Raw genomic sequence first — 26,171 nt, forward strand, 5'->3', positions numbered from 1 at the left:
ATTTGACAATGCAGAGAATGCAATGATCAATTCGGTTAAACTCATTTTAGAGGCTTAGTTTAATCAAATCATGGAAACTGGAAAAATTACTTTATGACTTCTTCCAAAATTTCTACAGCCTTTTTGACATTCTTATACCAATTAGATACACTATGATAGCTCATACCGACACTTTTACCATGAGCTATTTGATGACGATTAATCACTACACTATCTATAGAGTCTTTTATTTCATTACCAATTTTGTTAGTAAATTCGCTTTGCCAAATAGGGCTGAATTTTCCTAAGATTTCGGTAATTCTACTCGTTTTACAGTTTGTTATAGATTCTATCTGTTTGGTCACAAATTTTTGAATATTGGGCGAAGCTTTGTTTTTACAATATTCTTCTAATAAAACCCTCAAAGATTCCTCAATGAATCCTGAAACCAAAATACATAGATATTTTGACCATTCACTTTTAATCTCTGGTTCTATAAAACAGGCAACTTTTTCAAATAGATTATCTATTTTCTGACGATGAGCTAATATAGATTGATTCATAAATGCGTATTTCTATAAAGCTCTCTAACATCCTCCAGCCTCGTCATGAGATTTTTTTTACTTGTGGTCGAGGGTTTAGCTGATGACCAAAAACGCTTGTCATTAATCAGCAATTCATAGAATTTTTTTAATTTTGAACATTCCAAACCTTTTTCTAACTCTTGAGCAGTTAGAAGCATGATGCTATCAAAAAGAATATTGAATGATTTGTTTTCATAAAAGACTTTAGTTCCTATACAATTTTTCAGGAAAGATATTGTATTAAAAAATATATTTTTTATTTCATTTTTTGAAATTATATTTAAATCTTTGTTTCTTAACATAAATTGATTAAGAAAATTGGTCATATCACCGGAATAATTTTCTAAATCGAAATGTAGAGCCAAAAATCTTAAAATATGCTCTTGTTCGTTAGCGCGAATATCATCCTTACCATAAAGCTCTCTCCAGGTTTCATTTCTTGATAAATCTTGAAGGAGTTCACTAAAAGAACCATGATAAATAGCATTCCGAATTTCCTGTGGTTTTAAGGGAGTCCCAGTAGTATTAAGTCGTTCAAATAGATAAAACATTCCACGTGGGTCATAATTTTCAGATATGATGATGCAGTGGATAATAGCATTATCAAGTTCACGTCGCTCCGATGGAGGTAATGTGGAATAGGTTAAACCTTCTAACTGTGGGGTGACACCTTTAAGCTTAAATACTTTCCCAGTATGAAAAGATTCTTGAAAGAAATATTGCAAAGTTTTCAGCCGTTGTTGTCCATCTATAACCAGATATTTTTTAGAAAACTTATCTTTAGCTAGAAAGAGTGCAGGACTAGGAAGACCAAGTAACAAGGTTTCAATAAAGCGTGATGCTTCCTCTTCTTTCCAAACATATTTTCTCTGAAACCCTGGAATAATAAATTCTTCTTCTTCCATACGTTTCACTAATGTATCAACAGGAAAGTCAGCACCGTAATACTCTACTTCTAGCCTTGGACTTTCGCTTGTTTCCATATCGTAGTTCATAGGTTCTTTATCCATTTATGGTAAGTAGATTAGTGCTTGGGTTGCACATACTCTTAGATCGTAGCCTACCCGCTAGTTTATAAACTGCTTTCGTTTAAGATCCCTTGGAAATCACACTATGAAAAACCATCTAACTTGACCTGAAAAAAGTTTTAAGCAGCCAAGAATTGGCTTTTATTCAAGACATTGCCATAATTTAAACAGGATGGTTGCTATGGAAACCGCCGAAGGCCTAGTTTTCTCACCCCACCACCCACCATGCAATTTGAGGATTTTTGAGATATTGTCGCACTCCGGGAACAGTTATAACCTTACAAGGTATGAGCAACAACTTTTTGAGGAATATTTCATCGCCCAGAATGAGATAGCCCAGCCCCAGGTAACATGGAAGACGCTACTAATTCTCTGTGGACAAATATCCATCTGACGATTTTGTATAAGAATATGGTAATTATGCATTAATCTTAAGAATTAAAATGCTTTGGGACTGTTGCTGTAGAAATGGAGGGAGGAAACCTAACCAGTGGATATTTTAGATTTGTTTGAAAAGGGCGGCCCCGCGATGTGGCCCCTGTTTGTGTTGTCAATTTTGTCTATCAGTGTGATTTTCGAGCGTATGTGGTTCTGGTTAAGAATCATGACTCAAGAAAAAGAAATAGTAGATCGTGTGTTAAACGCTGCCCAAGATAGTTGGGCAGTAGCGGCAGATATTGCTAAAAATGCCCGCCATCAGCCTATTGGCAGGTTTCTCTATGCTCCTTTAAGCTACCCAAAAAGTGATCCAGAAACCTTTAGACTGGCTTTAGAAGCCACCGCCGAAGATGAATTAGCGGGAATGCGTCGGGGTGAAAAACTTTTAGAAGCCGTCATCGCCCTTTCACCTCTGTTAGGATTGCTGGGTACAGTTTTGGGTTTGATCGGCTCTTTGAGTGCAATTCGCATTGGCGATTTGGGAACTCAGTCTACAGCTGGTGTGACGACTGGGATCGGTGAATCTTTAATCAGTACCGCGACTGGTTTGATAGTTGCGATTATCAGTTTAGTGTTTTATCGCCTATTTCAAAGTTTTGTAGTTGACCAAGTTAAAATTTTTCGTAAAGCGGGAAATGAGATGGAGTTGTTGTATCGTCAGTCTCCACCTGACTATGACAAAATTTCCGCAGTCCTGGAAGGGGAATCTGCAACAGAAAATCTCAGTCCTCGTCCTCCCCGCAAGCGAGATCCAAAACCCTTTCCTAAACCTCCTGAACCACCGAATACATCTGATTCTTTAGATTCCGTGGGGACAGAGGAATAATTAACATTGCAATACCCGAACCAGGCTTAATGGTGAAAGAATGAAAGTTAATCTGCATACTCCCATTGAAGAAACACAAATTCAAATCCTGCCGTTAATTGATGTCGTTTTTTGTATTCTGACGTTTTTTTTGTTAGCTGCTTTGCAATTTACTCGACAACAAGCAATTAATATTGATCTGCCTAAAGCTAGTACAAGTACGGTAGCTGGTGTTACTTCACAGGTTGGTACTCAAATTGTCACTATTGACGCTGTGGGTAATGTTTACATAGAACAACAGCCTGTACAACGAGAGCAGTTAGCCCAAAATTTAAGTGCATATCTTCAAGCTAATCCTAATGGCATTTTGGTGTTAAATGCCTCACGAACCGCAACTTATAATGATGTGGTGGAAATCCTAGACTTGATGCGTCAAGTAGGTGGCGATCGCGTGTCTTTAGGAATCATACCCGGCCCCAGTCAACTACCTAATGACTCTTTTAATCCCCCTAATTTTCCCATGAGTCCAGAGGGAGGGGCGAATCCTGATTTGATGACTCCAGTTCTACCCAATGAATTTGCGCCCCAAGTACCTGTAGCACCTGAAACAACTCCTAGCCCCTAAAGGTGATATTCGTCCCCCAGGGCAGCGCTAAATTCCCCTTAAAATACATCTTTAGTCATCCAAGTACATAACTGCACATCCAACCCCTTTCCTGACTCAGGAGAGGGGAATATTTTAGCTAAACCTAAAGAGATACGGAATAAATTCTGTTTAGGTAAAAATAGCTGTTAATTTACAAATAATTGGTTCAGCTGCAAAAATTTCTTTATCGTCGAACTTAGTAATTTAGCGCCAATCACCATTCACGTTTCAAGGGTTGTGGCATGAATATTGTGACGCTTTTAATTGTTTGGGTAGTAACATCTATCAGTTTGTTGATTATTAGTAGACTGCCTTTGGGGGTGGAAGTTGACTCTCCGCCAAAAGCCATTGTTTCGGCAGCAATTTTGGGGATTGTCACAGCAGTAGTGAGACCAATTTTAAACCTCATATTTACTGTACCAAACTTACTTACCTTTGACTTGTTATCGGGCATCTTCACATTTATGATTGCCGTGGTCTGTTTTAGTCTCGCCGCTTGGTTAGTGGAGGGTTTTCGCTTACGGTTTGGCATCTGGAGTGCTGTACTAGGGGCTTTCGCTCTGACTATTATTAACAGCCTAATTTACAAGTTGTTAGGGGTGTAAGTAGTTATTAATTCGTAATTCGTAATTAATTCAGGTGACAACTCCTCAATCTATTTATTTATGGAAAAAAACCAGTTTTTTCCGTCGATAACAATTACGAATTACGATTTATAAATTACGAGTTATTCAGTTGGGGGAGCAACTGAAGCACTTTTTTCTTGTTGACGCTGTTCACGTTTTTTGCGATCAGCCGAGAGCATATCTGCCATGACTATCAGAGCTTGAGCCATTTTTTCTAAATTAGAACTGTATAGCTCCAAATCTTTGTTGAGTTTTTCTTCAGATAGATGTAACCCAGCCGCAATGGTTTTTAAGGCTTCAGTACGTTGCTTTTCGTCCTTGACTAGTTCAGGAGCAGATTTTTCTAATAATGTGAATAAACCAACTGCAAATAAGCGGCTGTATTTAAACTCGGAATTGTTGGCGATCGCCTGCAACTGCGCTTGCAAATCTGGATCTCGATCTAAATGACTGGTTTGGCTTAACCAAGCAATTAAATCATTAACTGGTAAGTCTTGGGCTAAAGCTAGCAGACGTTCAGCATCCTGTCGGTAGCGTGGGGATTCTTGTTCTACAGCCTGACAGAGAGCTTGAAAAATCGATTCTTTATCCCGTTCTGGTAGGTAGCCTTCCATGAAGCGGTCAAAACTGGTGACTACACCCAAGGCATAAATGGGATTGTAGCTAAAACCGCTATTTACTGATAGTAGATGCATTTCTACCATCAACTCTTCAACCACCCGCCGATAAATTGTGTTAATGGGGCGAGTGTGAAGGGAGTAAAAAGTTCGCTTTGTATCTGAGACAGTACGGACGTTATTCACAAATAAAATGTTAAGAATGTTAAGGGCGACGTTATTATATTTTGTCGCTTAAAGGCTACTTTGCCAAGTTCAGGTTTCCGATCAGTATTATTTATGAGTTTTGCGCCAAATTTAATTGCGTTAGGTGAGTACCTAGCTGGAAAATTTGATAATCAAGAACAAGCCTTGGCCGATGCTGCTTGGTTTGTGCATCTACATCTTTGGCAAAGACCAGTTGATCTGTTTTCAGAAGACAGTATTACCTTATTTGCCGAGCAAGCTAATATTGTCAATTTAGACCATCCCTATCGCCAGCGAATTATGCGGTTGATGTCTGGGAGTGGCTCGGATACACCCTTGCAGATACAATACTATATGTTTAAAGATCCTGGTGCTTTCAGTGGTGCAGGACAGAATCCGGCTGTGCTGAAAACATTGACCGTGGATCAATTAGATTTATTACCAGGCTGCATCCTCACAGTTAACCAAGAAACAATCGCCGAACATAGTTATAAATTTACTGCTACTCAACCGCCAAATACTCGTTGCTGCTTTACTTATCTGAATCAGATTGTACAAGTTTCTTTGGGATTTGAAGCCACAGCGACACAATTCCACAGCTACGATAAGGGGATTGACTCGGATACTGGAAAAGCAACCTGGGGAGCTATTTTAGGCCCTTACAGATATACCAAGCGAGAACAATATTGACTGTTAAGTGGCGATGCTACGTGGGACACCTTCTAAAGCTTCTTCCTCTGTTTCAAAGATTTCAAAGACTGTATCCATCATTGTGACTTCAAAAACGAGTTTTGCTTCTGGGTGTACATTACAGATGCGGAAACTGCCCTTAACTTTATCAGCATCACGCATCCCTGCCACCAAAGAGGTGAGGCCAGAACTATCAATAAAATTTACCTGACCGAGATTGACCACAACATGGTGGCTGAGTTTAGAGATACATTCCTGTAATTTCAGGCGAAACTGCCAAGCTGTGGTGATGTCTAACCGTCCTGCTGGCGTTAAGACAATAACTTTATTATCGTCTTGGGTTGTATAGGTTGTTTGTTCTATTTGAATCACTAAGCCTCCCCGTGGCAATAGTTTAAATTTTAGTTTGAGATTGGTGAGTCAAAAAAACAGGTTGCGATTGTTGTTTAGCTTCACATCACCAGAAAAATTTCCAGCCATGCAATTAGTTCATTGACTCACCAGCCACAAAATTATCCACCACTATCACTAGAATTAACAAGTTACTGGTGACATATACTACAGTCTTTACCAGCATTACAATGTAGGTTTCTGACTAAGTTTTAAGTAGTGGGTGTCCAGTTGACCCAATCTTGAGGTTTGAGGAAGATTTCATACAACTGAGCTTCTGGAGTTTGGGGTTCTGGCTTATAGCCGTATTCCCAACGCACCAAAGGCGGTAACGACATCAAAATAGATTCTGTGCGTCCGTTGGTTTGCAGACCAAACAGTGTACCTCGGTCATAGACCAAGTTAAATTCTACATATCTACCGCGCCGATACAGTTGGAAATTCCGTTGGCGATCGCCATATTCCATCCCATGTCGTCGTTGGACAATTGGCACATAAGCAGGTAAAAATGCTGCACCACAGTCTTGAACAAAAGCAAACAATTCTTCCCAAGTGCGGCGGGCGGGTTTCCCTACTTGATCGCTGTATTTAGCTGCCGGTCCATGAGGGTCAGTACCACCATACAAGCCACTTTCACTGTGTTGATAATCAAAAAATAGACCACCCACACCCCGTGTCTCATTCCGATGCTTGAGGTAGAAATATTCATCGCACCAGCGCTTAAACACTGGATAGTATTCTGGATTATGCTTGTCGCAAGCCTGCTTCAGAGTTTCATGCAAATGTTTGGCATCTTCAGCAAAGGGATAATAGGGTGTTAAATCCACACCACCACCAAACCACCACACAGGGCCGGCTTCAAAATAGCGATAATTGAGATGGACTGTCGGCACATAAGGATTCCGTGGGTGTAACACCATCGAAGTCCCAGTTACATAAAAGCTGTGTCCTTCAGCATCTGGTCGTTGGGCTAAAATCGAAGGCGGGAGGCGATCGCCCCAAACTTCCGAAAAACCTACACCTGCTTGTTCAAAAATTGCCCCATCACGTAATATGCGCGATCGCCCACCACCACCTTCTGGGCGTTCCCAACCATCCTCATTAAACTTACCCACACCATCTAGTTCCGCCAAATTTTGCGAAATTTGGTCTTGCAATCCTTGCATAAACTGACGAACCCTAGTCTTACCATCAGTCGGGGGTAAAAACTCAGATGATTCTGCTTCTACAGTAGGCGTTTGCGAGTTAGTCAACATAGATTCCCGAACCTAAATTACAATTTTCAAAAATCCACAAATTAGTCAATTTAAACATTTGTGGCCAGCAACAGCCAATAATTAGACTAAATTTGCTTAAACTACTTTTTTCTTACTTAAGAACATTTTGCTCTTGATGGGTATCACTAGAGTTATTTTGCCTCAAATGCGTATAGGCTTGTATATTGACTGCGTTTTTTTTGTACTTCTTGATGTAAACATTCTGGTATCGATACCAGACCCTCTTTAATTAGTCTATCAGCGCACTCTCCCTTGAGACCTTCAGCAGAGACTGTGATCCAGGGTTTCTTAGCATACCAGAGTTATCAACAAGTGCATAGCGAAGAGGATTAGGCAAATGCGAAGTTGGTTATCTAAACTCATCTATAGCAAACATCGTCGGTTTTACGCTTCTCTGGTCAAAACCTATCGAGAAATTAGTTCTGTTTCTGTAGATGAAATGTGGCTGAAGGTAGTTGACTTAACAGACGTTTCCTGGCATCCACTACTCAAAAGTACCAACGTTCCCCACGGATTAGTACCCAAACCCGGATTAATTTACCAAGCCGTCACCCGATTTTCTCCCATACCCATCAGGATTTTTGTCGAGCTGGTTAAACCTAACGAAATGTTAACTATCCGAGTCATGGCCATTCCCGGAGTAGAAGAACGAGTAACTTACCGAGTAGAATCAACAGTCTGTGGCACTTGTTTATCTTATTCAGTCACCCTCCGGGGTTGGTTATCACCCCTAATTTGGTCTTTATGCCGCCCTTATACAGATCGTGTGGCACGTTCTCTAGTGGAATCTGTAGAAAACCCTGGATTACATAGAGTCTCAGCCCAGAAAAATGCCATTTTTTAGGGAGGGGGGAGTGGGGAGAAGAGGCAGGGGGGCAGGGGGCAGGGTGCAGGGGGGAAAATACAGGGTGTGGGATAAAGCTTGTACTCTCGCCCAGATCAAGCGTTCTCAGACTCTCTCGTTCCAAAGAAAGTTAAGATCATACTAGATGATCATAAAATTTGCTTAAATTTTGTTACAGCAGTAACAGTGAAAACAGTATGTACGATGTTCTCGATTCCGGCTCAGTCTTAGAAGTTTTGCGACCAGTAGAAGACCCAGAACTCCGCAAGAGTTTGGTGGAACTGAATATGATTCGCAATGTCAAAATTGACGCGGGTAAGGTAAGTTTTACTTTAGTTTTGACTACACCCGCCTGTCCCCTACGGGAATTTATTGTAGAAGATTGTAAAAAAGCTGTTAACAAGCTACCTGGCGTTACAGAGGTAAACGTAGATGTCACAGCCGAAACACCCCAACAAAAAAGTTTACCAGACAGAACTGGTATTGCTGGGGTAAAAAATATTTTCGCTGTTTCCAGTGGTAAAGGCGGTGTGGGTAAAAGCACAGTAGCGGTGAATGTCGCTGTGGCTTTAGCTCAAACAGGAGCGAAAGTGGGATTACTGGATGCCGATATTTATGGCCCTAACGACCCCACAATGCTAGGGTTAGCTGATGTAGAAATTGCCGTGCGTTCCACAGACAAAGGTGATATTCTCGAACCGGCTTTTAATCACGGTGTGAAATTAGTCTCAATGGGCTTTTTAATCGACCGAGATCAGCCAGTAATTTGGCGGGGTCCAATGCTGAATGGTGTCATCCGTCAGTTTCTCTATCAAGTGGAATGGGGAGAACTAGATTATTTAATCGTCGATATGCCACCGGGAACAGGCGACGCTCAATTAACTTTAACCCAAGCAGTACCCATGTCAGGGGCTGTAATTGTCACCACACCGCAAAATGTCGCCCTGTTAGATTCACGTAAGGGTTTGCGGATGTTCCAGCAGATGAATGTCCCTGTTTTGGGAATAGTGGAAAATATGAGTTACTTTATTCCTCCAGATATGCCCGATAAGCAGTATGACATCTTTGGTTCTGGTGGCGGTTCTAAAACAGCATCTGAGTTGGGAGTGCCTCTACTAGGGTGTATTCCTCTAGAAATTTCCACCAGAGTCGGCGGTGATAGCGGTGTGCCAATAGTGGTTGCTGATCCTGATTCGGCCTCAGCCAAAGCCTTAAAGGCGATCGCACTCAATATTGCGGGTAAAATATCAGTTGCGGCTTTGACATAACTTTTTTATTTTTGTCCCATTCCTGGGCTATGGCCTGGGAATACAAGTTAACAGTAGCCAAAAAACTTAAATATAAAGTATCACAATGCTATCAAAACGTTTTTTACCCACAATTCGCTGGCAGTCTTGGCTGAAACCCTGGAAGCAAGTAGATTTACTACTATTGGGATTGACTCTTGGTATCAGTATCTTTGGTGGACTGATGATTCTGAGTACCGAACTTAGACAACCAGTGGCTGACTGGTTCTGGCATTGGACAGTAGCTGGGATTGGCGTTTTCATCGCCTTGTTTTTAGCTCGTACCCGTTATGAACATTTAATTCAATGGCATTGGGTAACATACGCCCTAACCAATATCAGCCTCCTTGCCGTTATGTTGATTGGTACTAGTGCTAAAGGGGCGCAACGATGGATTACCATTGGTGACTTCAACGTGCAACCTTCGGAGTTTGCCAAAATCGGGGTTATTATAACATTAGCTGCCATATTACACAAGCGCACAGCAGTAAATATCAACAATGTTTTCCGGGCTTTAGGAATCACATCTGTTCCCTGGGCTTTAGTCTTTTTACAGCCAGATTTAGCCACATCCTTAGTATTTGGTGCCATTGTCTTAGGAATGCTTTATTGGGCAAATGCTAACCCCGGTTGGCTGATATTATTAATTTCCCCCATTATTTCTGCCATTCTTTTTAGTATAAATTGGCCATTTTCACAGCCAATAGTAGACTTTTATTTTTTATCTTTCGGACTATTAGGAATACTTTGGGTAATCGCTATGGGAATTTTAGCTTGGCTAACTCTTCCCTGGCGGAATTTTGTTCTGAATGGTATTGGTGCATCAGTTCTCAACTTATTAGGCGGTGAATTAGGAGTCTTTGCCTGGAATAATATATTAAGAGACTATCAAAAAGACCGACTGACGGTATTTCTCAGACCAGGATACGACATTTTAGGTGTGGGTTATCACCAACATCAATCACGTATTGCTATCGGTGGGGGTGAAGTTTGGGGATGGGGTTTATTCAAAGGGCCAATGACCCAACTAAATTTTGTCCCCGAACAACATACAGATTTTATTTTCTCCGTCGTCGGTGAAGAATTTGGCTTTGTTGGTTGTTTCCTAGTCCTGTTTGTTTTCTGCTTGATTTGTTTTCGCCTCTTGCGGATAGCTGAAACAGCCAAAGATAACTTTGGTTCACTATTGGCTATTGGTGTTTTAGCAATGATTGTCTTTCAGCTACTTATTAACGTCGGAATGACAGTAGGTTTAGCACCTGTTGCTGGTATTCCCCTTCCTTGGATGAGTTACGGACGTTCCGCCATGCTGACTAATTTCATTGCATTAGGATTAGTCGAATCAGTCGCCAACTTTCGCCAAACTAAGAAAAAGTATTTTGGGTACTAGGGAGTGGGGAGTGTGGGGAGTGTGGGGAGTGCGGGGTCGAAATAATTAATTTAAATCTAGACTGGAACTTTCGCTTCCCTTATTCTGCACATAAATATCTCGGACAGGAAAAGGAATTTCAATACCTTCTTGTTGATAACGTTTATGTAACTTCTTAATCAATAAATGTGTACCAATACGCTGGTCAAAATATTCATGGACTCGCATATATAATTTAAAATCTATACTGAAATCATTAAAAGTATGAAATCTAATATTAGGTTCAAATTCTACTAATTCTGGGGCAATTTCTGCCATCACCTCTTTGGCTATTTCCACGGTTACCCTTTCTACCTGTTCTAAATCACTATCGTAACCAACACCAATATTCATTGTTAAAGTAATTGCTTTAACTGGTAAGTGGTAATTAGTAAAAATCGCCGATGCTAGACGAGAATTAGGGACAATAATGATATTGTTTTTAAACTCTTTAATAGTAGTATTCCGCCAAGTGATATCTGTAACGTAACCTTCGTAGCCATCATCTAATTTGACATAATCTCCCGTTTTCACTTGCTTGGAGATAATCAGATAAAAACCAGAAAATAAATTAGCTAGGGTATCTTGTAGCGCTAAACCAACGGCTAAACCACCCACCCCTAAAGTTGTAACTATGGGTGTGATTTGCACACCTACAGTTTGCAACAGAATCAGTATTCCTAAAATTAAAACAGCAATCTTTGCTAAGTTAGAAATTAATGATGCGGGTACTCCTTCTGTTCTCTGGATGAATAAATTCACAAACCCAGCAGTCAATCTAGCTAAGACTAAGGTGACTGTGTACAAGAATAAAATCGTAATGATTTTTTGCAGGAGATTTTTAGCATCTTCATTGATAGTCAGAGAAGAATAAACGATTGCACCAAAAAATCCTGCTAGCACAAACCAAAAAAAGGTCATGCGGTGCAAGGCGGAAAAGATAATTTCACTACCGGGAATTTCTTTCTCAACAACAAATTTTCTCAGTTTTGTGAAGATGACTTTTTCACCAATTATTCCAGCTAATAAGCCCAATAGAATAAATGCTATTGTTACAATCCATTCCTGCATGATTAATTTCTAATTAACTATTTTATCGTATTTTTTTTAGGCATTGACAAATTTTACCTTGCTTTACGCATCTGTAGAATAGTAGCCAGAAGGAACAGATACATTTATTCTTTGTGCAAATGTCATATCCCGAAATCCTCAAGCATTTTCTAACGCTTCCCCCTTCAGATAACGTTCCAGTGCATCCGTGACCAACTTATTCAGATTTACCCCCCGTTGTTGAGCAAATAAAGCCGCCTGGCGATGAAGTTGGCTACCTACACGCACATTAAAACTTCCCTTAAACGCCTTCTCTGGCTCAATACCTTTTTCTTCACAGAGAGCTAAATAATCATCAATTGCTTCCTCAAAACTAGCCCTCAAACTAGCCACATCTTCGCCTTCAAAACTGATTAAACTGCGGATATATTCAACCTGTCCGTAGAAGATTTTATCTTCATCACTATAGTGAATAGACCCAAAATAATCCTGGTATTGCATCATGTCATTCATAGCAATTCTTCCCCTTGAAGAATCTCGATAATCTGTTCAATTTGATATCGTTTCAGAATATTTTGAGGATGGGGTTTGTGTAATGTCATGATTACCCCCGCATCATTGAGAAAGCGCCGCCGAGAACCTCCCGTTTTACCCGTGCTGACCTCCTCAAAGCCAAACCCTGAAAGCAAGCTGACTAATTCCTCCCAGGTGAAATCCTTGGGACGACTGAGAAACCGCTTAATTAATTTCTCCTTGCGGGTCATGGGAAATCCAGACAGCTTACTTCCATTATCTACCCTGAGATTCTTTTTGCAACTAAAATTAGTTGCATTATTGCATTAAACTGATGACCAATTTCAAATTCCCGATTCCTCAAAGTTTTTAGCGAACTGACAAGACGCTACGCAGACCTATCGGTTCAGCGCTTGCGCTATCGCACCAGCTAAGTCCACTCCATGAATTGCGTACCTTGAAGATGACAGGGTGTGGCAAAATACATATTATGGAATTGCCAATTATTTACCATCCAGATTATATTGCACCGTTGCCGCCTGGACATCGCTTCCCCATGTCGAAGTTCCGACAACTGTATGAATTGCTTTTGGCTGACGGTGTAGCGCAAACTACACAATTTCACACGCCTAAACTCCCACCCCTGGAGTTAATTGAATTGGTACATACTCCAGAATACGTGAAGGCTTACTGTGAAGGAACGCTAGAACCGAAAGCACAGCGTCGTATTGGCTTACCTTGGAGTCCAGAACTGGTAAATCGTACTTGTGTAGCGGTTGGTGGTACTCATCATGCTTTCCCTAGTTATGGTTCTGGTTTTTGTATTTTCAACGATTTAGCGATCGCCTGTCGAGTGTTACAAAAATTAGGGCTAGTTGAGAAAGTTCTGATTGTAGATTTGGATGTGCATCAAGGAGACGGTACGGCTTTCATTTTTCAAGGAGATGAAAGTGTGTTTACTTTTTCCATGCACTGTGAGGTGAATTTTCCCGGTACTAAACAAACCAGTGATTTGGATGTTCCCCTAGCTGTGGGCATGGAGGATGATGCTTATTTACAAACTCTGGCGAATTATTTACCAGACTTATTATCCCACATCCAGCCAGATTTAATATTATACGATGCTGGGGTAGATCCTCATATCGGCGATCGCTTAGGAAAATTAGCTTTGAGTGATACGGGGCTTTTTCGCCGGGAAATGCAGGTTTTAAGCACCTGTGTGGCTGCTGGTTATCCGGTAGCTTGTGTGATTGGTGGGGGGTACGCTGATGATATCAAGTCTCTGGTTTGGCGACATTCTTTGTTACATAGGGCGGCTAGTCAGGTGTATCATCAGTATGGGTTATGAGTTGAGTGAAATATGGATAGTTTCACGCAGAGGCGCAAAGGAAGAGGGGAATTGAGAGCAGTTTTACTTTTTCCTCAAATAACTCCTCAAATAACTAAAGTTGATTATCTCACCCCACGTTAGGAAGTTTAAGATTATTTATGTCCACTTTTTCTCACAATCGTAATTTCCAAGACTGGAGCTATAAATGTGTTGGATCTGTGGCTAAGGATGAGATACTACAGTTATTGGGTGAGCAAGTTTGTCTGTTTTATGTGCGTCGTCAAGGTGCGGGTAAACATGAAAATGAGGAAATTTGGCAGTTAACTATCGCTACGGATCAAGCGGAATTTCCTTTACCTTTAAAGTTGGAACAGCAAGATAAAACTTTAGGTATAATCGCAGCTGTTAAAGATGATGGTATTGGCGGGTTAAAAATTTTATCGACTCGGTTATTACACGTTTCACGGGGATACGCCGATGCTTACTCTGTCTCTTTTCCCTTGCGTCTCCTCCCTCATGAAAAACATCGTTTAGGTATTCCTAAACCTGCATTGGCACGGGTGGAAAAAATGCCTGTTTGTGGTGATCATATACCGACTGAAGATCAATTGCAAGCATGGAAGGCATTTTTGCAAGTTGAAGAAAATATTGCCAAGGCGCGTCAGTTTTGTGTGGCTTTTGTCGGTAATGATTATGGTCATACTAGACAAATTACTTTTGCAGTAGATGTTAATTCAGCTACTCTTGATGGTTCTCAACAAAATTATTTAAATATAACTAGTTTCTGGGAACGGGTAAAACGTTCTAAAAACCAAGAAGTGAAAATTTCCGAAACTGTCCCTACAGGAAAATTCACCCATAAAATTCCTAAATTTGGTTCCATTGAAAAAGTTGATCCAAAAAATTGTTTAATTAAAGTCAAGGTAGAACGGGAACTGGCTGAATATATCGCTACACAACGTTATCAGCCTCCGATGAAGGGATTTTTGTTTTTTGATGCTGCTGGGGATATTCAACAAGTCAAGCGCAAAAAAGAAGCGTTAGAAAAATTAAAACAGGGACAAACTCAAAATCCTTACTTGGGTAATTTTTTATTCGATGCTTCCCAGGCTAGACGGATAAAAAAAACGGTGGAACTTCAAGCAGATGATTTGTTATTATCTGCGGCTAATGCTGGACAAAAAGCAGCTGTAGAAAAGGTACTAGCGGCTGAAGATTTAGTTCTTATTCAAGGACCGCCGGGAACTGGTAAAACTACGGTAATTGCGGAGATTTGTTATCAAATAGCCCTGCGGGGTGGACGCACTCTCATTGCTTCTCAAGCTAATTTAGCTGTGGATAATGCTTTGAGTCGATTAGTTCACAACCCCGTTATTCGGGCGGTTCGCAAAGGACGGGCTGAGAGAGTGGGGGAGGAAGGACAGCCGTTTTTAGAAGACCAAGTTATTGGTACTTGGCTAGAAAATACAGCCCATGACTGTGAAAGTAGTCTGAATCAACGTCTGGAGAATGTCGATATTTTACGGAATTTATTATTAGCAAAATCCCAATTTAGTGATTATTTCCACTTGGAATTAGAATATATTCAGCAACAAAATCAATTAATTCAGGAACGGAAAAGTTTAGCAGGAGACTGTCAAAAGCTATCAGCTATTTATCAAGAAGGTTTAGTTAAACAAAATAAAATTGCAGCTATACACTTAGGGTTAGATTATATTCTCCAAAATGCCCCAAATGTGAATTGGGAAGCACCAGAAGTAAAAAATTCTTTACCATATCTTCAGCCCTATACACAAGGTAATAGTGTGATTACAGATTTCTTGACAAATGTTAGTCAAGCCATCAATTGCACTGATGAATTGGGTTTGGTTCGTCCTGGTTATGGTGCTTTTGGTTTAGCGGTGTGGTTGCGGGAAGATGTAGCTGATAAAGTTGCTGATTTTACTGTTGCTTTCGGTTACGCTAACGATGCGATGTTAGCTATGTCAAAAGTTGCGGAAGCGGTATCTGCTATCCCTAAAAATTCGCCGAATTTACATCAGCCAGAAATAGATGAACAGCAATTCATCGCTAAACGCCAATTTTTACAACAGACAATTCAAGGTTGGCAAAATCGTCAGAAAGAACTTAATTATGTAATTGCATCTATTCAGGAATGGAAATCTACAGCACCTGTGTTACTATATCAAGTAATCAAGGAGTGTCAGCAATCCAGACAAGTTTTAACAGAAGATGTGCTACAATTGCCAGTAGGTTTGTTGATGTTTGCTCATCAATTGAAATTATCTATCTTACCTAAGAAATATCAGCTTAATTTACCAGATTGGCAGGCTTTACAAAAGGCTTTAACTTATGAATCTGAAGGCGGGTTTGTTGATAGAATTGGTAAGCAGCACAATTTTAGTTACTTTTTAGAAGACAATTTGAGTCAAATTCCTATGGTGCTATCTGCGAGCGATCGCACCCAATGGCGTAAAATCTATGAAGAGTTTAAAAATTATCAACTTCTTAACCAAAATCAGCGCCAATTACTGGTGGAAAATACTCAGTCATTTTTGCTGAGAATGCAAACAGTGTATGGTAAAGTCTGGGAATTAGATCATCTTGACTCGACTCTGAATCAGGTAAGTGCAGATTTACTCTCAAATATTCTCGCTAATGCACGTCAATGTATCGCCAGAGTTAAGGCGGAAACTGAAAAACAGTTGCAGATCCTCCAAGATGAATTAATTGTACTGGAAAAACAGAGAACTGCTCAAGCACAAATATCTGCTACCTCATCTCAAATCGAAACAGCTAATTCACAACTGTCAGAAGTTATCCAGATTTTACAATTAATTCAGCAGCAGCAAAATGTACCTGATAAATTACAGGCTTTAGTTACAGAATATCTGACAACGCAATCAAAAATTTGGCAACATCCCCAGGAATTTGCAACTCAGGTAAATGTTGGGGTAAGTCATTTGAGAAATTTAGAAAGTTTAATTCCCTCAATTGCACCTTTCGCAGTTTTAGAGGTGATTAAAAAATCTTTAGACCAGCAGACAATCATTATAGAAGAAGAAAATACACAGGCTCAACTGCAACTGCAAGAAATCCAAGGACAATTACAACAATTAAATCAGCAACCAGAGATAAAACCCAGTGAAGATTTAATTTTATCCCGAAATTGGTGGGAAAATTTCTGCCAAACTATACCTGATAAATTTAAAATAGCAGATACCCATGCAGATTTATTTAATCTGGAATTTCTCCACCGGATACAAACCCAGTTTGATGCTTGGGAAAACCAACTAAGTGAAGAAGACACTTATCTCAGTCGCTACCAAGATTTTACCAAAGATTGGATTGCAAAAGTCAAAAATCCCTCCGAGCGCGATCGCAACGATTTAAAACGCATTTATTTAGATAATGCTAACGTCGTCGGTATCACCTGCGTACAAGCTGCAAATTACAACTTTACCCAAGAATTTAAAGCCTTTGATGTCGTAATTATTGATGAAGTCAGCAAATGTACTCCCCCAGAGTTACTCATCCCCGCTTTAAAAGGCAAAAAGTTAGTCATGGTAGGAGACCATCGACAATTACCACCCATGCTTGATACTAGCACAGTGGAAGAAGTGGCTCAATCCCTGGGAAGCACAAAATCAGAATTGCAATTTTTAGAAGAATCATTATTTAAAATTCAGTTTGAAGCTGCTGATAAAAGCATCAAACAAATGCTGAATACTCAATATCGAATGCACCCCTTGATTATGGCAGCAATCAATCAATTTTATCAGGGTAAACTAGAATGCGGACTTCTAGAACCTGATACCCAACGCGCTCACAATTTAACCGGGGAAATTATCCAGAAAAATCACCATCTTGTTTGGGTGAAAATCCCCAGAGAACCGGAATTTCAAGAACAACGAGAAAACACTTCCTATTTTAATCCTCACGAAGTAGATATAATTGAACGCCTGTGTCAGCAATTTGAGGACACTTGGGCTGGTAAAATTGCTAATGGGGAACCTAAAAAGGAAATAGCAGTAATTACATTCTATGGCGCGCAGTTGAAAAAAATTGATGAACGTTTACAACCAGAATTATTTCCTTCCTTGGAAATTCGCACAGGTACAGTAGATAGATTTCAGGGAATGGAAAGACCTGTGGTAATTGTTAGTATGGTGCGGAATAATCATCAAGGCGATGTCGGTTTTGCCAAGAAACCAGAACGGGTAAACGTAGCTTTTTCTCGCGCCCAAGAATTATTAGTAATTGTGGGTTGTCACGATTTATTTACCCAGCAAGGGGGAAAAGTTGGCGGTATGTATTTAGAGATTTCTCATACTGTAAATAGTCAAGGAGGTTTCGTAGATGTTTCTCGCTGCTACAGCTAAACCTATTGACGACAAACTGCAAAATTTAGCCGATGAAATTACAGCGCAAAATCCTAATTTATTAGTTTTAGCCGCCAGGGAATTTCGTTATAGTTTACATCAAACTCCTGTAGAAATATCTATTCAGGAACCCCGCGAATTTAATGTACTGGAAGAATTTATCATCCGGGCTGGAATTGAATTTACACCTCCCCCCACAGAAGATGAATTAGCATCTATATTAGGGCTAGATCCGATATTTGTCCGCAGTACCACGGCCAATTTACAATCATTACAAACTTTATCCGCAACCTCGCCCATTACAGTTACAGAAGAAGGACGCAGTTTTTACGCCCAAGGTTCTGTACCACAACCAGCCTATCCTATCCAAATATATGCTGTTTCCGATGCTTTAGATGGCAAGCTGATATTTTATGATGAACCATTTAAGGATCCTCCTTTAAATTTACCGGATTTAGCCGAGTTGATCAAAATTGCGCGCAAAATAAATGATATCTCTGCTTTATCAATTGAGAAGTTACAAAAATGTATTCAGTTATCAGGGTTAGACTTCCATGTCCCAGAGTTAGGGAAAATCGTAACTCAGTGTAAAGTGTTAGCCCCGGCGCAAATCATTTGGAAACCGATTTATCTGTTTGTCATTTGTGATGTTGAGGAAGATAAATTAAGTATCCAAATTAGAAATGGTAAACAAATTTTAGAATCAGCATCCAAACGGATGGAAGTGCTGCAAGGTAAAGGTAAAATTCCTTGGCAAACCTTATGTAAATTATCCCATGAAGCGATTAATCTTGAGCGTGAAGCTATTCTTAATCATAAAAATGCCGAAATAGAATCTAGAGTAGATAAACTTAGTCTAGGGGCTTTAAAGTTAAGGGATGCTGCAATTATTCCCACTTTTCAAGAGGTTTTAAGTTCTGCAAACCGTCAAGTCATTATATCATGCCCTTGGTTGACTTTAGATATTATCAATAAAGATTTTTTGACGCTGTTACAAAAATTAGCCAATGGGGGAGTCTGGATTTTAATAGGATATGGAATTTCCGCAGAAGCAGAAGTAGAAAAAAAATTACGCGCTATGAAAACGCCGGATGGTTTACCTGCTGTACAGGTTTTCTGCTTAGGTAATTCCCCTATTAAAGAGGTGATAGTTGACCAAGGAAATTATCTTTACGGATTTTATGATTGGGTTAACTGTGGTGGCGAATATTTACCCTGCGGTGAGTCGGTTTATCAAGTGACTATTCCTCCGCAGATACAAGAAGCATATCAATTTTTAGCTGATCGTTGCCAAAATAATGCCCAGGAAAAATGGAATCTGGCTTTAGAAAATGGTGATTTTTCTTTAGCTGTAGAAACTTGCTATATTTGGGGGGCGCTGGGAATGCAAAATATCGCTTTCCAGGAGATAAAAGCTAGTAATTGGCTGGAACTTTTCCCGGTGTGGTTAAATGTTATGGTTAGGGATTTAAATTCACAAATATTACCAGATGATGCTGGAATTTTGCCCACAGCAATTTCTCTGTTAAGTCAGCTTTCCGGTGAGGAAGTTTTTATTGATGAGGTACAGGAGGGATGGCGAAAAATTATCCGGGCGATCGCATCTCGTCAACCTGAAACTGCTTTAAACTTACTTACTGAACCAGTATGGACAAATTTTTTGCGTCTGAAAATTGCTCAGGAAAATGATTCACCTGATAGGTTTATTTTACCCCAAAGTTCGTCGCCCAGGAAGAAGAAGCAGAAAAATTAAGGCGTTGTTGAGGGAAGAAGATATGTTTCACGCAGAGGCGCAGAGAGTCAGAGATGATCAGATAAGTAACTGTAGTGCTGCATCACAATACTTCTTAAATAATTGTAAATTTTAAGTTAATTTAAATGTAGATGCAGAAATTCGTCTAATTGGATACAATTCTTATATTAAGAGAGGCGAGGAGAACGAAGTGGTTCTATTAAAAGGCTTTGAGATTGAGATGTATACGGGTACGCCTCAAGGTGAAATAGTCGGACTCTCGGACAAAATTGTCGCTTCGTTGGATGGGTTTGTGCGAGAACCCGATAGCCGCAACGTGGAATATATTACCCAGCCCTTGAGTAATTACGAAAATTTATTGTGTGCTTTGCTACGTCCTCGGCGGGAGTTACGCGCTTATCTCCAGAATTTGGGTAATTACACTCTGATTCCTGGTAGCACTTTATCTTTGGGTGGCAGCGATCGCTTCTTTCGCTCTGACCGTACAAACCCTTATCATGACTATATAGAAAATACCTACCATACAAAAGTAGTTACCGCCAGTGTTCATATTAATGTCGGTATCAGTGACCCAGAAATATTAATGCGGGCTTGTCGGCTGATTCGGTTAGAAGCGCCTCTATTCCTGGCTTTGAGTGCTTCATCTCCCTTCCTGGATGGTCAAGCGACTGGCTATCATTCCAGCCGTTGGGCTGTGTTTCCTCAGACACCTAATAATGTGCCTTTATTTACTAGCCACACCGATCATATTCAATGGGTGGAGTCACAAATAGCAGCCGGAACTATGCAAAATGTGCGCCATTTATGGACATCAGTCAGACCAAATGGCGATCGCCGTCCTCATGACCTCAATCGCTTAGAATTACGCATTTGTGACCTAGTTACAGATCCCATTGCGTTACTAGCCATTGCAGCCCTCTTAGAAGCCCGTTTGTTGCAATTAATAGAAAATCCGGATTTAGATCCGTTAACTCAAAGCAGCTTTTCCCCCTCAGAACTGCTTTCTCTCACAGCCAAAAATGAAGTCGCCGCAGCTACTGCTAGTCTGGATGCGGAATTAATCCATTGGCAAGATGGTAGAACTATAGTTGCTAGAGACTGGATTGCAGAAATATATCAAGAAGTTTGGGCGATCGCTAAACAACATGGTTTTAGCTGTTTCCTCTCACCTTTGCAAAAAATTCTCCGCGCCGGGAACGAAGCCCAACAGTGGTTACAACTCCACGCCGTTGGTGTTGACACTCAAAGAGTCCTCACCCAAGCTATCATCGCCACCGAAGAACGAGAAATAGAACTAGAAAATAAATTGTGTTCCCCCGTGGTGTAAAGCGCTAAGGAGGTGTGGGGAGTGTGGGAAGTGTGGGGGGAAAGATTGTCCCCAGTCCCCAATCCCTAATACCCAGTCCCCAATCCCCAGTCCCCAATCCCTAATACCCAGTCCCCAATCCCCAGTCCCCAATCCCCGATCCCCAGCTTCTGTCATCATCCCCAAGGTAGATTTGGCGGGAGAAACTCCCAAAAATATTTTCTCTCCCCAAAATTCCTGGAAAACACTTCCCTCAGCAGGTTTGAGTCCAATTGAGCCTTTGTTTAAAAAAATTAATCTCTCGGTATTATTTGATAATTATTAAAAAAACCTATCAATCAACTCTATCTAATGGTAGAGTAAAAAGAAAATTAGTATAGCAGTATACAAAGAACACTTTTGACAGACAATGCCCCAGGTTGTTTTAGTTTATCCCCAAATCCCCCCCAACACAGGTAACATTGCTCGGACTTGTGCCGCCACTGGTACAGAATTACATTTAGTAGCACCTTTGGGATTTGAAATTAGCGATCGCTACCTTAAAAGAGCCGGTTTAGATTACTGGCCTTACGTCAAACTGCACCATCACGAATCCCTAGAAGCCTTTGAAGCCGCACATCAACAACGTGGTGGTAGACGCTTAGGCTTTACTGTCAGGGGAGAATTTAATTATGCCAATTTTCAATTTCAAGCCGATGATTGGTTACTGTTTGGTAGCGAAACAGCAGGTTTACCCGCCAAGATTCTCTCAGATTGTGACGCTACCCTTTACATTCCCATGTTACAGCCCCATGTCCGTAGTTTAAATCTTTCGGTAAGTGCCGCCATTAGTTTATTTGAAGCCCATCGCCAATTAGGTTACTTAACATAGACTTACTCAATTAATTGTTGATTAGATTACTTTTCTAACACCTGACTCACGTCTTAATACTTACCAGAGTTGAATTTTACATAGACAATTTATAGCAACCCCCAAAGAAGTTAAGACATAAACTGATCATAAAAGTTAGACACCGAAAGCCTTTTACCCTACTCCCTACTCCCCAGCTATATAAGAAATTTGTATATATGATTCCCAAATATACGGAATTGGAACTATAGTTTTTCATAAACTTCAGTGACCGAGACGAGGAAAATAAAACCTGTCTAACCTTTTCTCCACATAGATTTGAGCTAGTTTGCGGGAATAAGTAATTTCCGGGATGGCAAAAGTAGTCTGAAGTTTGTACGGTTGATTTTTAGTCATGAATCAACGTACAGTCTGTTCTTGGGAAGTGCGGATAAAGCGTAAAAACCTTGAATATATCTACAGCAGAGATCATAGCTTTTCCAGAAGTCCGATCCAATTAGTTAAGTGACAGCCACAGTGGACTCAGTGAATATATAATTATTATTCAGTCCTAACTAGCGAATCACAACAGGTGAAGACCACTGTCAAAAGTAAAAGTTCGATGGTGTGTAAGAGTCAACTGGACAAGTAAGCACAGCAATTTTTAACTTTTGCTAATCAGTGTAAACTTGTCTAAATCAGAGAAGCAAGTTAATCTTGCGTAAGTATCTCTGGTGAAAGTGATCTTGATTTATCATTTGATGTGATCTAAATCATTGACTAGTATCAAACTGAAAAAATCGAGATCAGTTAAGCGCTAGTGATCATAGGAGGTCGTCTTTGAAACGAGCATTGAAAAAAAGAGAAAAGGCTGTGCTGAAAAATATCCCCAGCAGTGATGATGCCCTAGTGGAACACCTAGAACACCTAAATACTAATATTGTAGTGAATCCCAAGGTTAAACGCCGGGTGCGGACGAAAGCTGCCGTGATTGGTTTGGCTATCTCAATGGGAGCAACCAGCCTTTTGGTGACTCGACAAAGCGATCAAGCCCAAGCAGCAGACACATTAGGTAGCCAAAAGGCAACCTCAACAATCCCTGCTGATTTTGACACTACAGTGAAATTTGCTCCCACAAAGCTCAAGACTCAAACAGTCTTACCCATAAGCTTGTCAGAAAATTCTGTCATCGTGGAACCAACAGCAATTTCACAGTTACCGGGGCTTGAAGCTAAACTACAAGTTGCGGCCAGTGGAATGTCTGTGGAAGTTCCGGTTGTGACACCAGATGCCTCCAATGTACAATCCCAACTATTGCAAAGATTGTCACCCCAAAGCCAGCCCAATGAGACAGTAAAAGAACTGTCTAGTGCTGATCGCTTTGATCACCAAATTGACAGCGAACCACAGGCATTAGAAAATCAAGATGTCAGTAGTGAAATTAATGCTCAACTGAAAGCCCAGCAACAATTCGCACTAAATCGCTTACAAGAAAAATCGAACCGTTTAAGAAATAGTCTGGCGGAGTCGCGGTCTGAGGAGACCCAAGTTGCATCAAACACTGACACAGCTTTAACACAGCCGAACAAGACAGAAACAGCGCCAGAAATCAGCGCCAGTCCCAAGGCAATGGAAGCAGCGTCAAATGACAACACAGAAGATTTAATATCAAGATTAAGACAAACACAAGAAACCAGGGAATTAAACCCACAACCCTTTACAACAACCGTACCAGCAACCCAGCAAGTTGTAGCTTTACTGACTAATACAGCTTACGAAGTTAAACCGGGAGACACACTAGCGGCGATCGCTAGTAGATACAATACCTCCATATCAGAGCTGATCCAGGCAAATAATCTCCAGAATCCTAATCAACTCAAAATTAGCCAAAGACTGATTATTCCTGTTACTCCGGTTAACCGCTCTCGCTCCATTCAGGTACCAGTGGTAGTAGACTCCAAGAGCGCCTCCAGTAGCCTTCAGGTCGTAGTAGACTCTAATAGCGACTCTTCCCGCACCCTTCAGCCACCAAGCTACCCCGGTCTGCCTCCTGCTACATCCCAATTACCCGAAACTGCAAATAACCGGATACAGCTAAACACCGTCAATAGACCAGCAGAATCTATTAGACCTCATGCTCAAGGACAGGGTGGAAATACACCAGTACCGCCACTCTTTAGTGAAATGCAGGAAGCGAAACAATCGCCAGTAGAACCTGCAAGCACAACAGAAGACAATCAACATCTCCGCCTCTTACGCGCTGAGATTGAGCGATTACAAGAGAGACACCGCACCCAGCAAGGTGGGAATGTCACCCCAGTAGCCGCAACTGAACCAACAAAACCTCCTTTCCCTACTACCACGGCTCAAACCAATAGCCTACAAGAAGAAATCAGGAGATTACAGGAAAAATACCGAGGACAACAGTCTGGGAATAATACCAGGATAATCGCCACAGAACCAGCAGAAGTTCCCGTGGCGCTTTCCATTAGCCAAACAAATAGTCCAGAAGCAGAAATCCAGAGATTACGGGAGCAATACCGCCAACAACAGTCCGGAATTACTATTAATCCCCCAGAAGAAGCTCCCACAGAGATTTCTGTTAGGCCAACGAATAATACAGCAGCTTTCCCCACTACTAGCGGAGAAACCAAAGTAGCTATTCCCATTCCTGTGCCGAGCCTAAATTCACCAAGCCGTCAATCCACTAATTTGCCCCCCCGGATTCGTAGACCCAACGAGCCAATTAATCCTGAGTTCTCCTCCAGTCTCAATGCATCTGGTAGCAGAACACCAACAACCCCCAATAACATCTCAGACACTCTGGGAAACTTGCGGGGAACCACAGTCACACCACAATTCCAGCCACAATTACCGCCTTTGGCCGCAGTAGATAGATACTTACCCAAACCCATTGATGCCACTACAGCGCCGCCTTCAAGCGGTACAACTGCCTACATCTGGCCAGCAAAAGGTGTACTTACCTCCGGCTATGGTCAGCGATGGGGAAGAATGCACCGGGGTATTGACATTGCTAACGCCACAGGAACACCAATTTATGCAGCAGCAGATGGTGTTGTGGAAAAATCTGGTTGGAACCGAGGTGGTTACGGCATCCTTGTGGATATTCGCCATCCCGATGGTAGTTTAACTCGTTACGCTCATAATAGCCGGACTTTAGTGAGAGCAGGTCAACAAGTTACCCAAGGACAACAAATCGCTCACATGGGTAGCACTGGTTTCAGTACCGGACCACATACTCACTTTGAAATCCATCAACCAGGAAAAGGAGCTACCGATCCTGTAGCCTTCTTACCCAGGGAACGTCAGTAATTTCTCACTTAGATTCAACTGAATAACTATTTTATTTATTGAGGGAGCTTAGTTAGCTCCCTCTTTTTTTATGCACACAATCCTGAAGATGAGATATGGCAACTGCCCAGCAGGTTAAGACATAAACCAACAGGATTTCAACCCACTCCCTACTTCCTACTCCCTACTCCCCACTCCCGGCTTTTGCCAAAACTGCTTTAATATCTCCCCTGGCGGACGATCCCAAGTGTCGATATGCTCATATATCAAACTGTCTTGGTTAAGTTTATAAGTCGAATAGCCATTGAAAAATAGACGTGCTTTCCAGGGAACACGTAAAACTCCCCGAACTGTCCACTTTGCTAAAACAGTATCTTGGGCTGGCTGAGATACTTCATGTAAGTCAAAGTAAATTTCTTGGAAAAAGAGCCGCGCGTGAAATCGCAACGTCCAAAATATAATTCGATAGTTGAATTTCCATTTAAATTTATTTACAGGGTCTTGAAAGTAGATATCCTGCGTATAAATATCATAAGAAATATCTTGTTCAAAAAGTGTTGGCAAATCTTGTTGAAGTGTCTTAATTACTTGTTCAATCTGCAATTGAGATTCCACTGATATTTCCCTTTACAAAAACTTAAAAATATTTAACTAATCTTATAAATGGCGTATTTGAGCCAAATCTTCTGCATTTCCAATAGCTCTAAGCCATAGGGAATAATACTTCTGATATCATCAAACTATTGGGAGCAGATCACAATCAACCTGTGTTTTCTTACTATAACTGATAGCAATTTAGTGAGATAATAAGAGGGTGAGAAAAAAAGAAACTATGTTAATAGGAGTTACGCATTGACAGAATAACAAAATAGTGAATTGATAAATATAGGTC

The 26,171-nt window shown here is 40.8% G+C and carries 22 protein-coding genes; 13 read left to right on the forward strand and 9 right to left on the reverse strand.

Annotated features, from left to right (window positions below; translation table 11 throughout):
• Positions 1-86: 86 nt before the first annotated feature.
• Positions 87-542 carry a HEPN domain-containing protein gene (locus ACM0OP_RS12485; RefSeq protein WP_414528732.1) on the reverse strand — a complete coding sequence of 152 codons (456 nt, stop codon included), beginning with the start codon at positions 540-542 and terminating at the stop codon, positions 87-89.
• On the reverse strand, positions 539-1,573 hold the full coding sequence (locus ACM0OP_RS12490; RefSeq protein ID WP_414528733.1) for a DUF262 domain-containing protein: 1,035 nt from the start codon (positions 1,571-1,573) through the stop codon (positions 539-541). Before ACM0OP_RS12490 ends, ACM0OP_RS12485 begins: the two co-directional genes overlap by 4 nt.
• A 508-nt stretch (positions 1,574-2,081) precedes the next feature.
• Here ACM0OP_RS12490 and ACM0OP_RS12495 point away from each other — a divergent pair.
• The 3 genes from ACM0OP_RS12495 to ACM0OP_RS12505 all read left to right on the forward strand — a co-directional run bounded on the left by ACM0OP_RS12495 (position 2,082) and on the right by ACM0OP_RS12505 (position 4,085).
• The gene (locus ACM0OP_RS12495; RefSeq protein ID WP_414528734.1) at positions 2,082-2,855 is read left to right on the forward strand and encodes a MotA/TolQ/ExbB proton channel family protein; all 774 of its coding nucleotides are present in this window, start codon (positions 2,082-2,084) and stop codon (positions 2,853-2,855) included.
• Positions 2,856-2,895: 40 nt separating this feature from the next.
• Positions 2,896-3,459, forward strand: a complete 564-nt coding sequence (locus ACM0OP_RS12500; protein ID WP_414528735.1) for an ExbD/TolR family protein — start codon at positions 2,896-2,898, stop codon at positions 3,457-3,459.
• Between the two features lie 263 nt (positions 3,460-3,722).
• Positions 3,723-4,085: a phage holin family protein gene (locus tag ACM0OP_RS12505; RefSeq protein WP_414528736.1), complete on the forward strand. Its 363-nt coding sequence runs from the start codon at positions 3,723-3,725 to the stop codon at positions 4,083-4,085.
• A 122-nt stretch (positions 4,086-4,207) separates the two neighbouring features.
• On the opposite strand, the gene psb29 is transcribed toward ACM0OP_RS12505, so the two are convergent.
• Positions 4,208-4,909 carry a photosystem II biogenesis protein Psp29 gene (gene psb29 / locus ACM0OP_RS12510; protein ID WP_414528737.1) on the reverse strand — a complete coding sequence of 234 codons (702 nt, stop codon included), beginning with the start codon at positions 4,907-4,909 and terminating at the stop codon, positions 4,208-4,210.
• 93 nt (positions 4,910-5,002) lie between these two features.
• Here psb29 and ACM0OP_RS12515 point away from each other — a divergent pair, with 93 nt between their 5' ends.
• The gene (locus ACM0OP_RS12515) at positions 5,003-5,599 is read left to right on the forward strand and encodes a chromophore lyase CpcT/CpeT (protein ID WP_414528738.1); all 597 of its coding nucleotides are present in this window, start codon (positions 5,003-5,005) and stop codon (positions 5,597-5,599) included.
• Between the two features lie 3 nt (positions 5,600-5,602).
• Here the strand turns inward: ACM0OP_RS12515 and ACM0OP_RS12520 are convergent, their stop codons facing one another.
• A complete protein-coding gene (locus tag ACM0OP_RS12520) occupies positions 5,603-5,971 on the reverse strand; it encodes an STAS domain-containing protein (protein ID WP_414528739.1) in 369 nt (122 codons plus the stop codon).
• Between the two features lie 230 nt (positions 5,972-6,201).
• Entirely contained in the window at positions 6,202-7,245 is a 1,044-nt protein-coding gene (gene hemF / locus ACM0OP_RS12525) for an oxygen-dependent coproporphyrinogen oxidase (protein WP_414528740.1), read from the reverse strand.
• 358 nt (positions 7,246-7,603) lie between these two features.
• Here hemF and ACM0OP_RS12530 point away from each other — a divergent pair, with 358 nt between their 5' ends.
• From ACM0OP_RS12530 to rodA, 3 genes are all read left to right on the forward strand, one after another.
• Positions 7,604-8,110, forward strand: coding sequence for an SRPBCC family protein (locus tag ACM0OP_RS12530; protein WP_414528741.1), 507 nt, complete (start codon positions 7,604-7,606; stop codon positions 8,108-8,110).
• Positions 8,111-8,307: 197 nt separating this feature from the next.
• A complete protein-coding gene (locus ACM0OP_RS12535; protein ID WP_414528742.1) occupies positions 8,308-9,378 on the forward strand; it encodes an Mrp/NBP35 family ATP-binding protein in 1,071 nt (356 codons plus the stop codon).
• Positions 9,379-9,463: 85 nt separating this feature from the next.
• The gene (gene rodA, locus ACM0OP_RS12540; RefSeq protein WP_414528743.1) at positions 9,464-10,786 is read left to right on the forward strand and encodes a rod shape-determining protein RodA; all 1,323 of its coding nucleotides are present in this window, start codon (positions 9,464-9,466) and stop codon (positions 10,784-10,786) included.
• Between the two features lie 45 nt (positions 10,787-10,831).
• Here the strand turns inward: rodA and ACM0OP_RS12545 are convergent, their stop codons facing one another.
• The 3 genes from ACM0OP_RS12545 to ACM0OP_RS12555 all read right to left on the reverse strand — a co-directional run bounded on the left by ACM0OP_RS12545 (position 10,832) and on the right by ACM0OP_RS12555 (position 12,618).
• Positions 10,832-11,875, reverse strand: a complete 1,044-nt coding sequence (locus ACM0OP_RS12545; protein WP_414528744.1) for a mechanosensitive ion channel family protein — start codon at positions 11,873-11,875, stop codon at positions 10,832-10,834.
• Between the two features lie 138 nt (positions 11,876-12,013).
• The gene (locus ACM0OP_RS12550) at positions 12,014-12,367 is read right to left on the reverse strand and encodes a type II toxin-antitoxin system HicB family antitoxin (RefSeq protein WP_414528745.1); all 354 of its coding nucleotides are present in this window, start codon (positions 12,365-12,367) and stop codon (positions 12,014-12,016) included.
• Positions 12,364-12,618, reverse strand: a complete 255-nt coding sequence (locus ACM0OP_RS12555; protein WP_414528746.1) for a type II toxin-antitoxin system HicA family toxin — start codon at positions 12,616-12,618, stop codon at positions 12,364-12,366. The genes ACM0OP_RS12550 and ACM0OP_RS12555 overlap by 4 nt, the downstream gene beginning before the upstream one ends.
• A 239-nt stretch (positions 12,619-12,857) precedes the next feature.
• On the opposite strand from ACM0OP_RS12555, the gene ACM0OP_RS12560 reads away from it, so the two are divergent.
• From ACM0OP_RS12560 to ACM0OP_RS12585, 6 genes are all read left to right on the forward strand, one after another.
• Positions 12,858-13,715 carry a histone deacetylase family protein gene (locus tag ACM0OP_RS12560; protein ID WP_414528747.1) on the forward strand — a complete coding sequence of 286 codons (858 nt, stop codon included), beginning with the start codon at positions 12,858-12,860 and terminating at the stop codon, positions 13,713-13,715.
• A gap of 140 nt (positions 13,716-13,855) precedes the next feature.
• A complete protein-coding gene (locus ACM0OP_RS12565; protein ID WP_414528748.1) occupies positions 13,856-18,079 on the forward strand; it encodes an AAA domain-containing protein in 4,224 nt (1,407 codons plus the stop codon).
• The gene (locus tag ACM0OP_RS12570) at positions 18,057-19,832 is read left to right on the forward strand and encodes a phospholipase D-like domain-containing protein (protein ID WP_414528749.1); all 1,776 of its coding nucleotides are present in this window, start codon (positions 18,057-18,059) and stop codon (positions 19,830-19,832) included. Before ACM0OP_RS12565 ends, ACM0OP_RS12570 begins: the two co-directional genes overlap by 23 nt.
• Positions 19,833-20,022: 190 nt before the next feature.
• The gene (gene gshA, locus ACM0OP_RS12575; RefSeq protein WP_414528750.1) at positions 20,023-21,159 is read left to right on the forward strand and encodes a glutamate--cysteine ligase; all 1,137 of its coding nucleotides are present in this window, start codon (positions 20,023-20,025) and stop codon (positions 21,157-21,159) included.
• 388 nt (positions 21,160-21,547) lie between these two features.
• A complete protein-coding gene (locus tag ACM0OP_RS12580; protein ID WP_414528751.1) occupies positions 21,548-22,009 on the forward strand; it encodes a tRNA (cytidine(34)-2'-O)-methyltransferase in 462 nt (153 codons plus the stop codon).
• Positions 22,010-22,807: 798 nt separating this feature from the next.
• Entirely contained in the window at positions 22,808-25,300 is a 2,493-nt protein-coding gene (locus ACM0OP_RS12585; protein ID WP_414528752.1) for a peptidoglycan DD-metalloendopeptidase family protein, read from the forward strand.
• A 156-nt stretch (positions 25,301-25,456) separates the two neighbouring features.
• Here the strand turns inward: ACM0OP_RS12585 and ACM0OP_RS12590 are convergent, their stop codons facing one another.
• Positions 25,457-25,894 (reverse strand): DUF2358 domain-containing protein, encoded by a 438-nt coding sequence (locus ACM0OP_RS12590; RefSeq protein WP_414528753.1) that lies wholly within the window; start codon positions 25,892-25,894, stop codon positions 25,457-25,459.
• Positions 25,895-26,171 lie beyond the last annotated feature (277 nt).

The organism is Nodularia chucula CCY0103 (assembly GCF_963923915.1).
Lineage (GTDB): Bacteria > Cyanobacteriota > Cyanobacteriia > Cyanobacteriales > Nostocaceae > Nodularia > Nodularia chucula.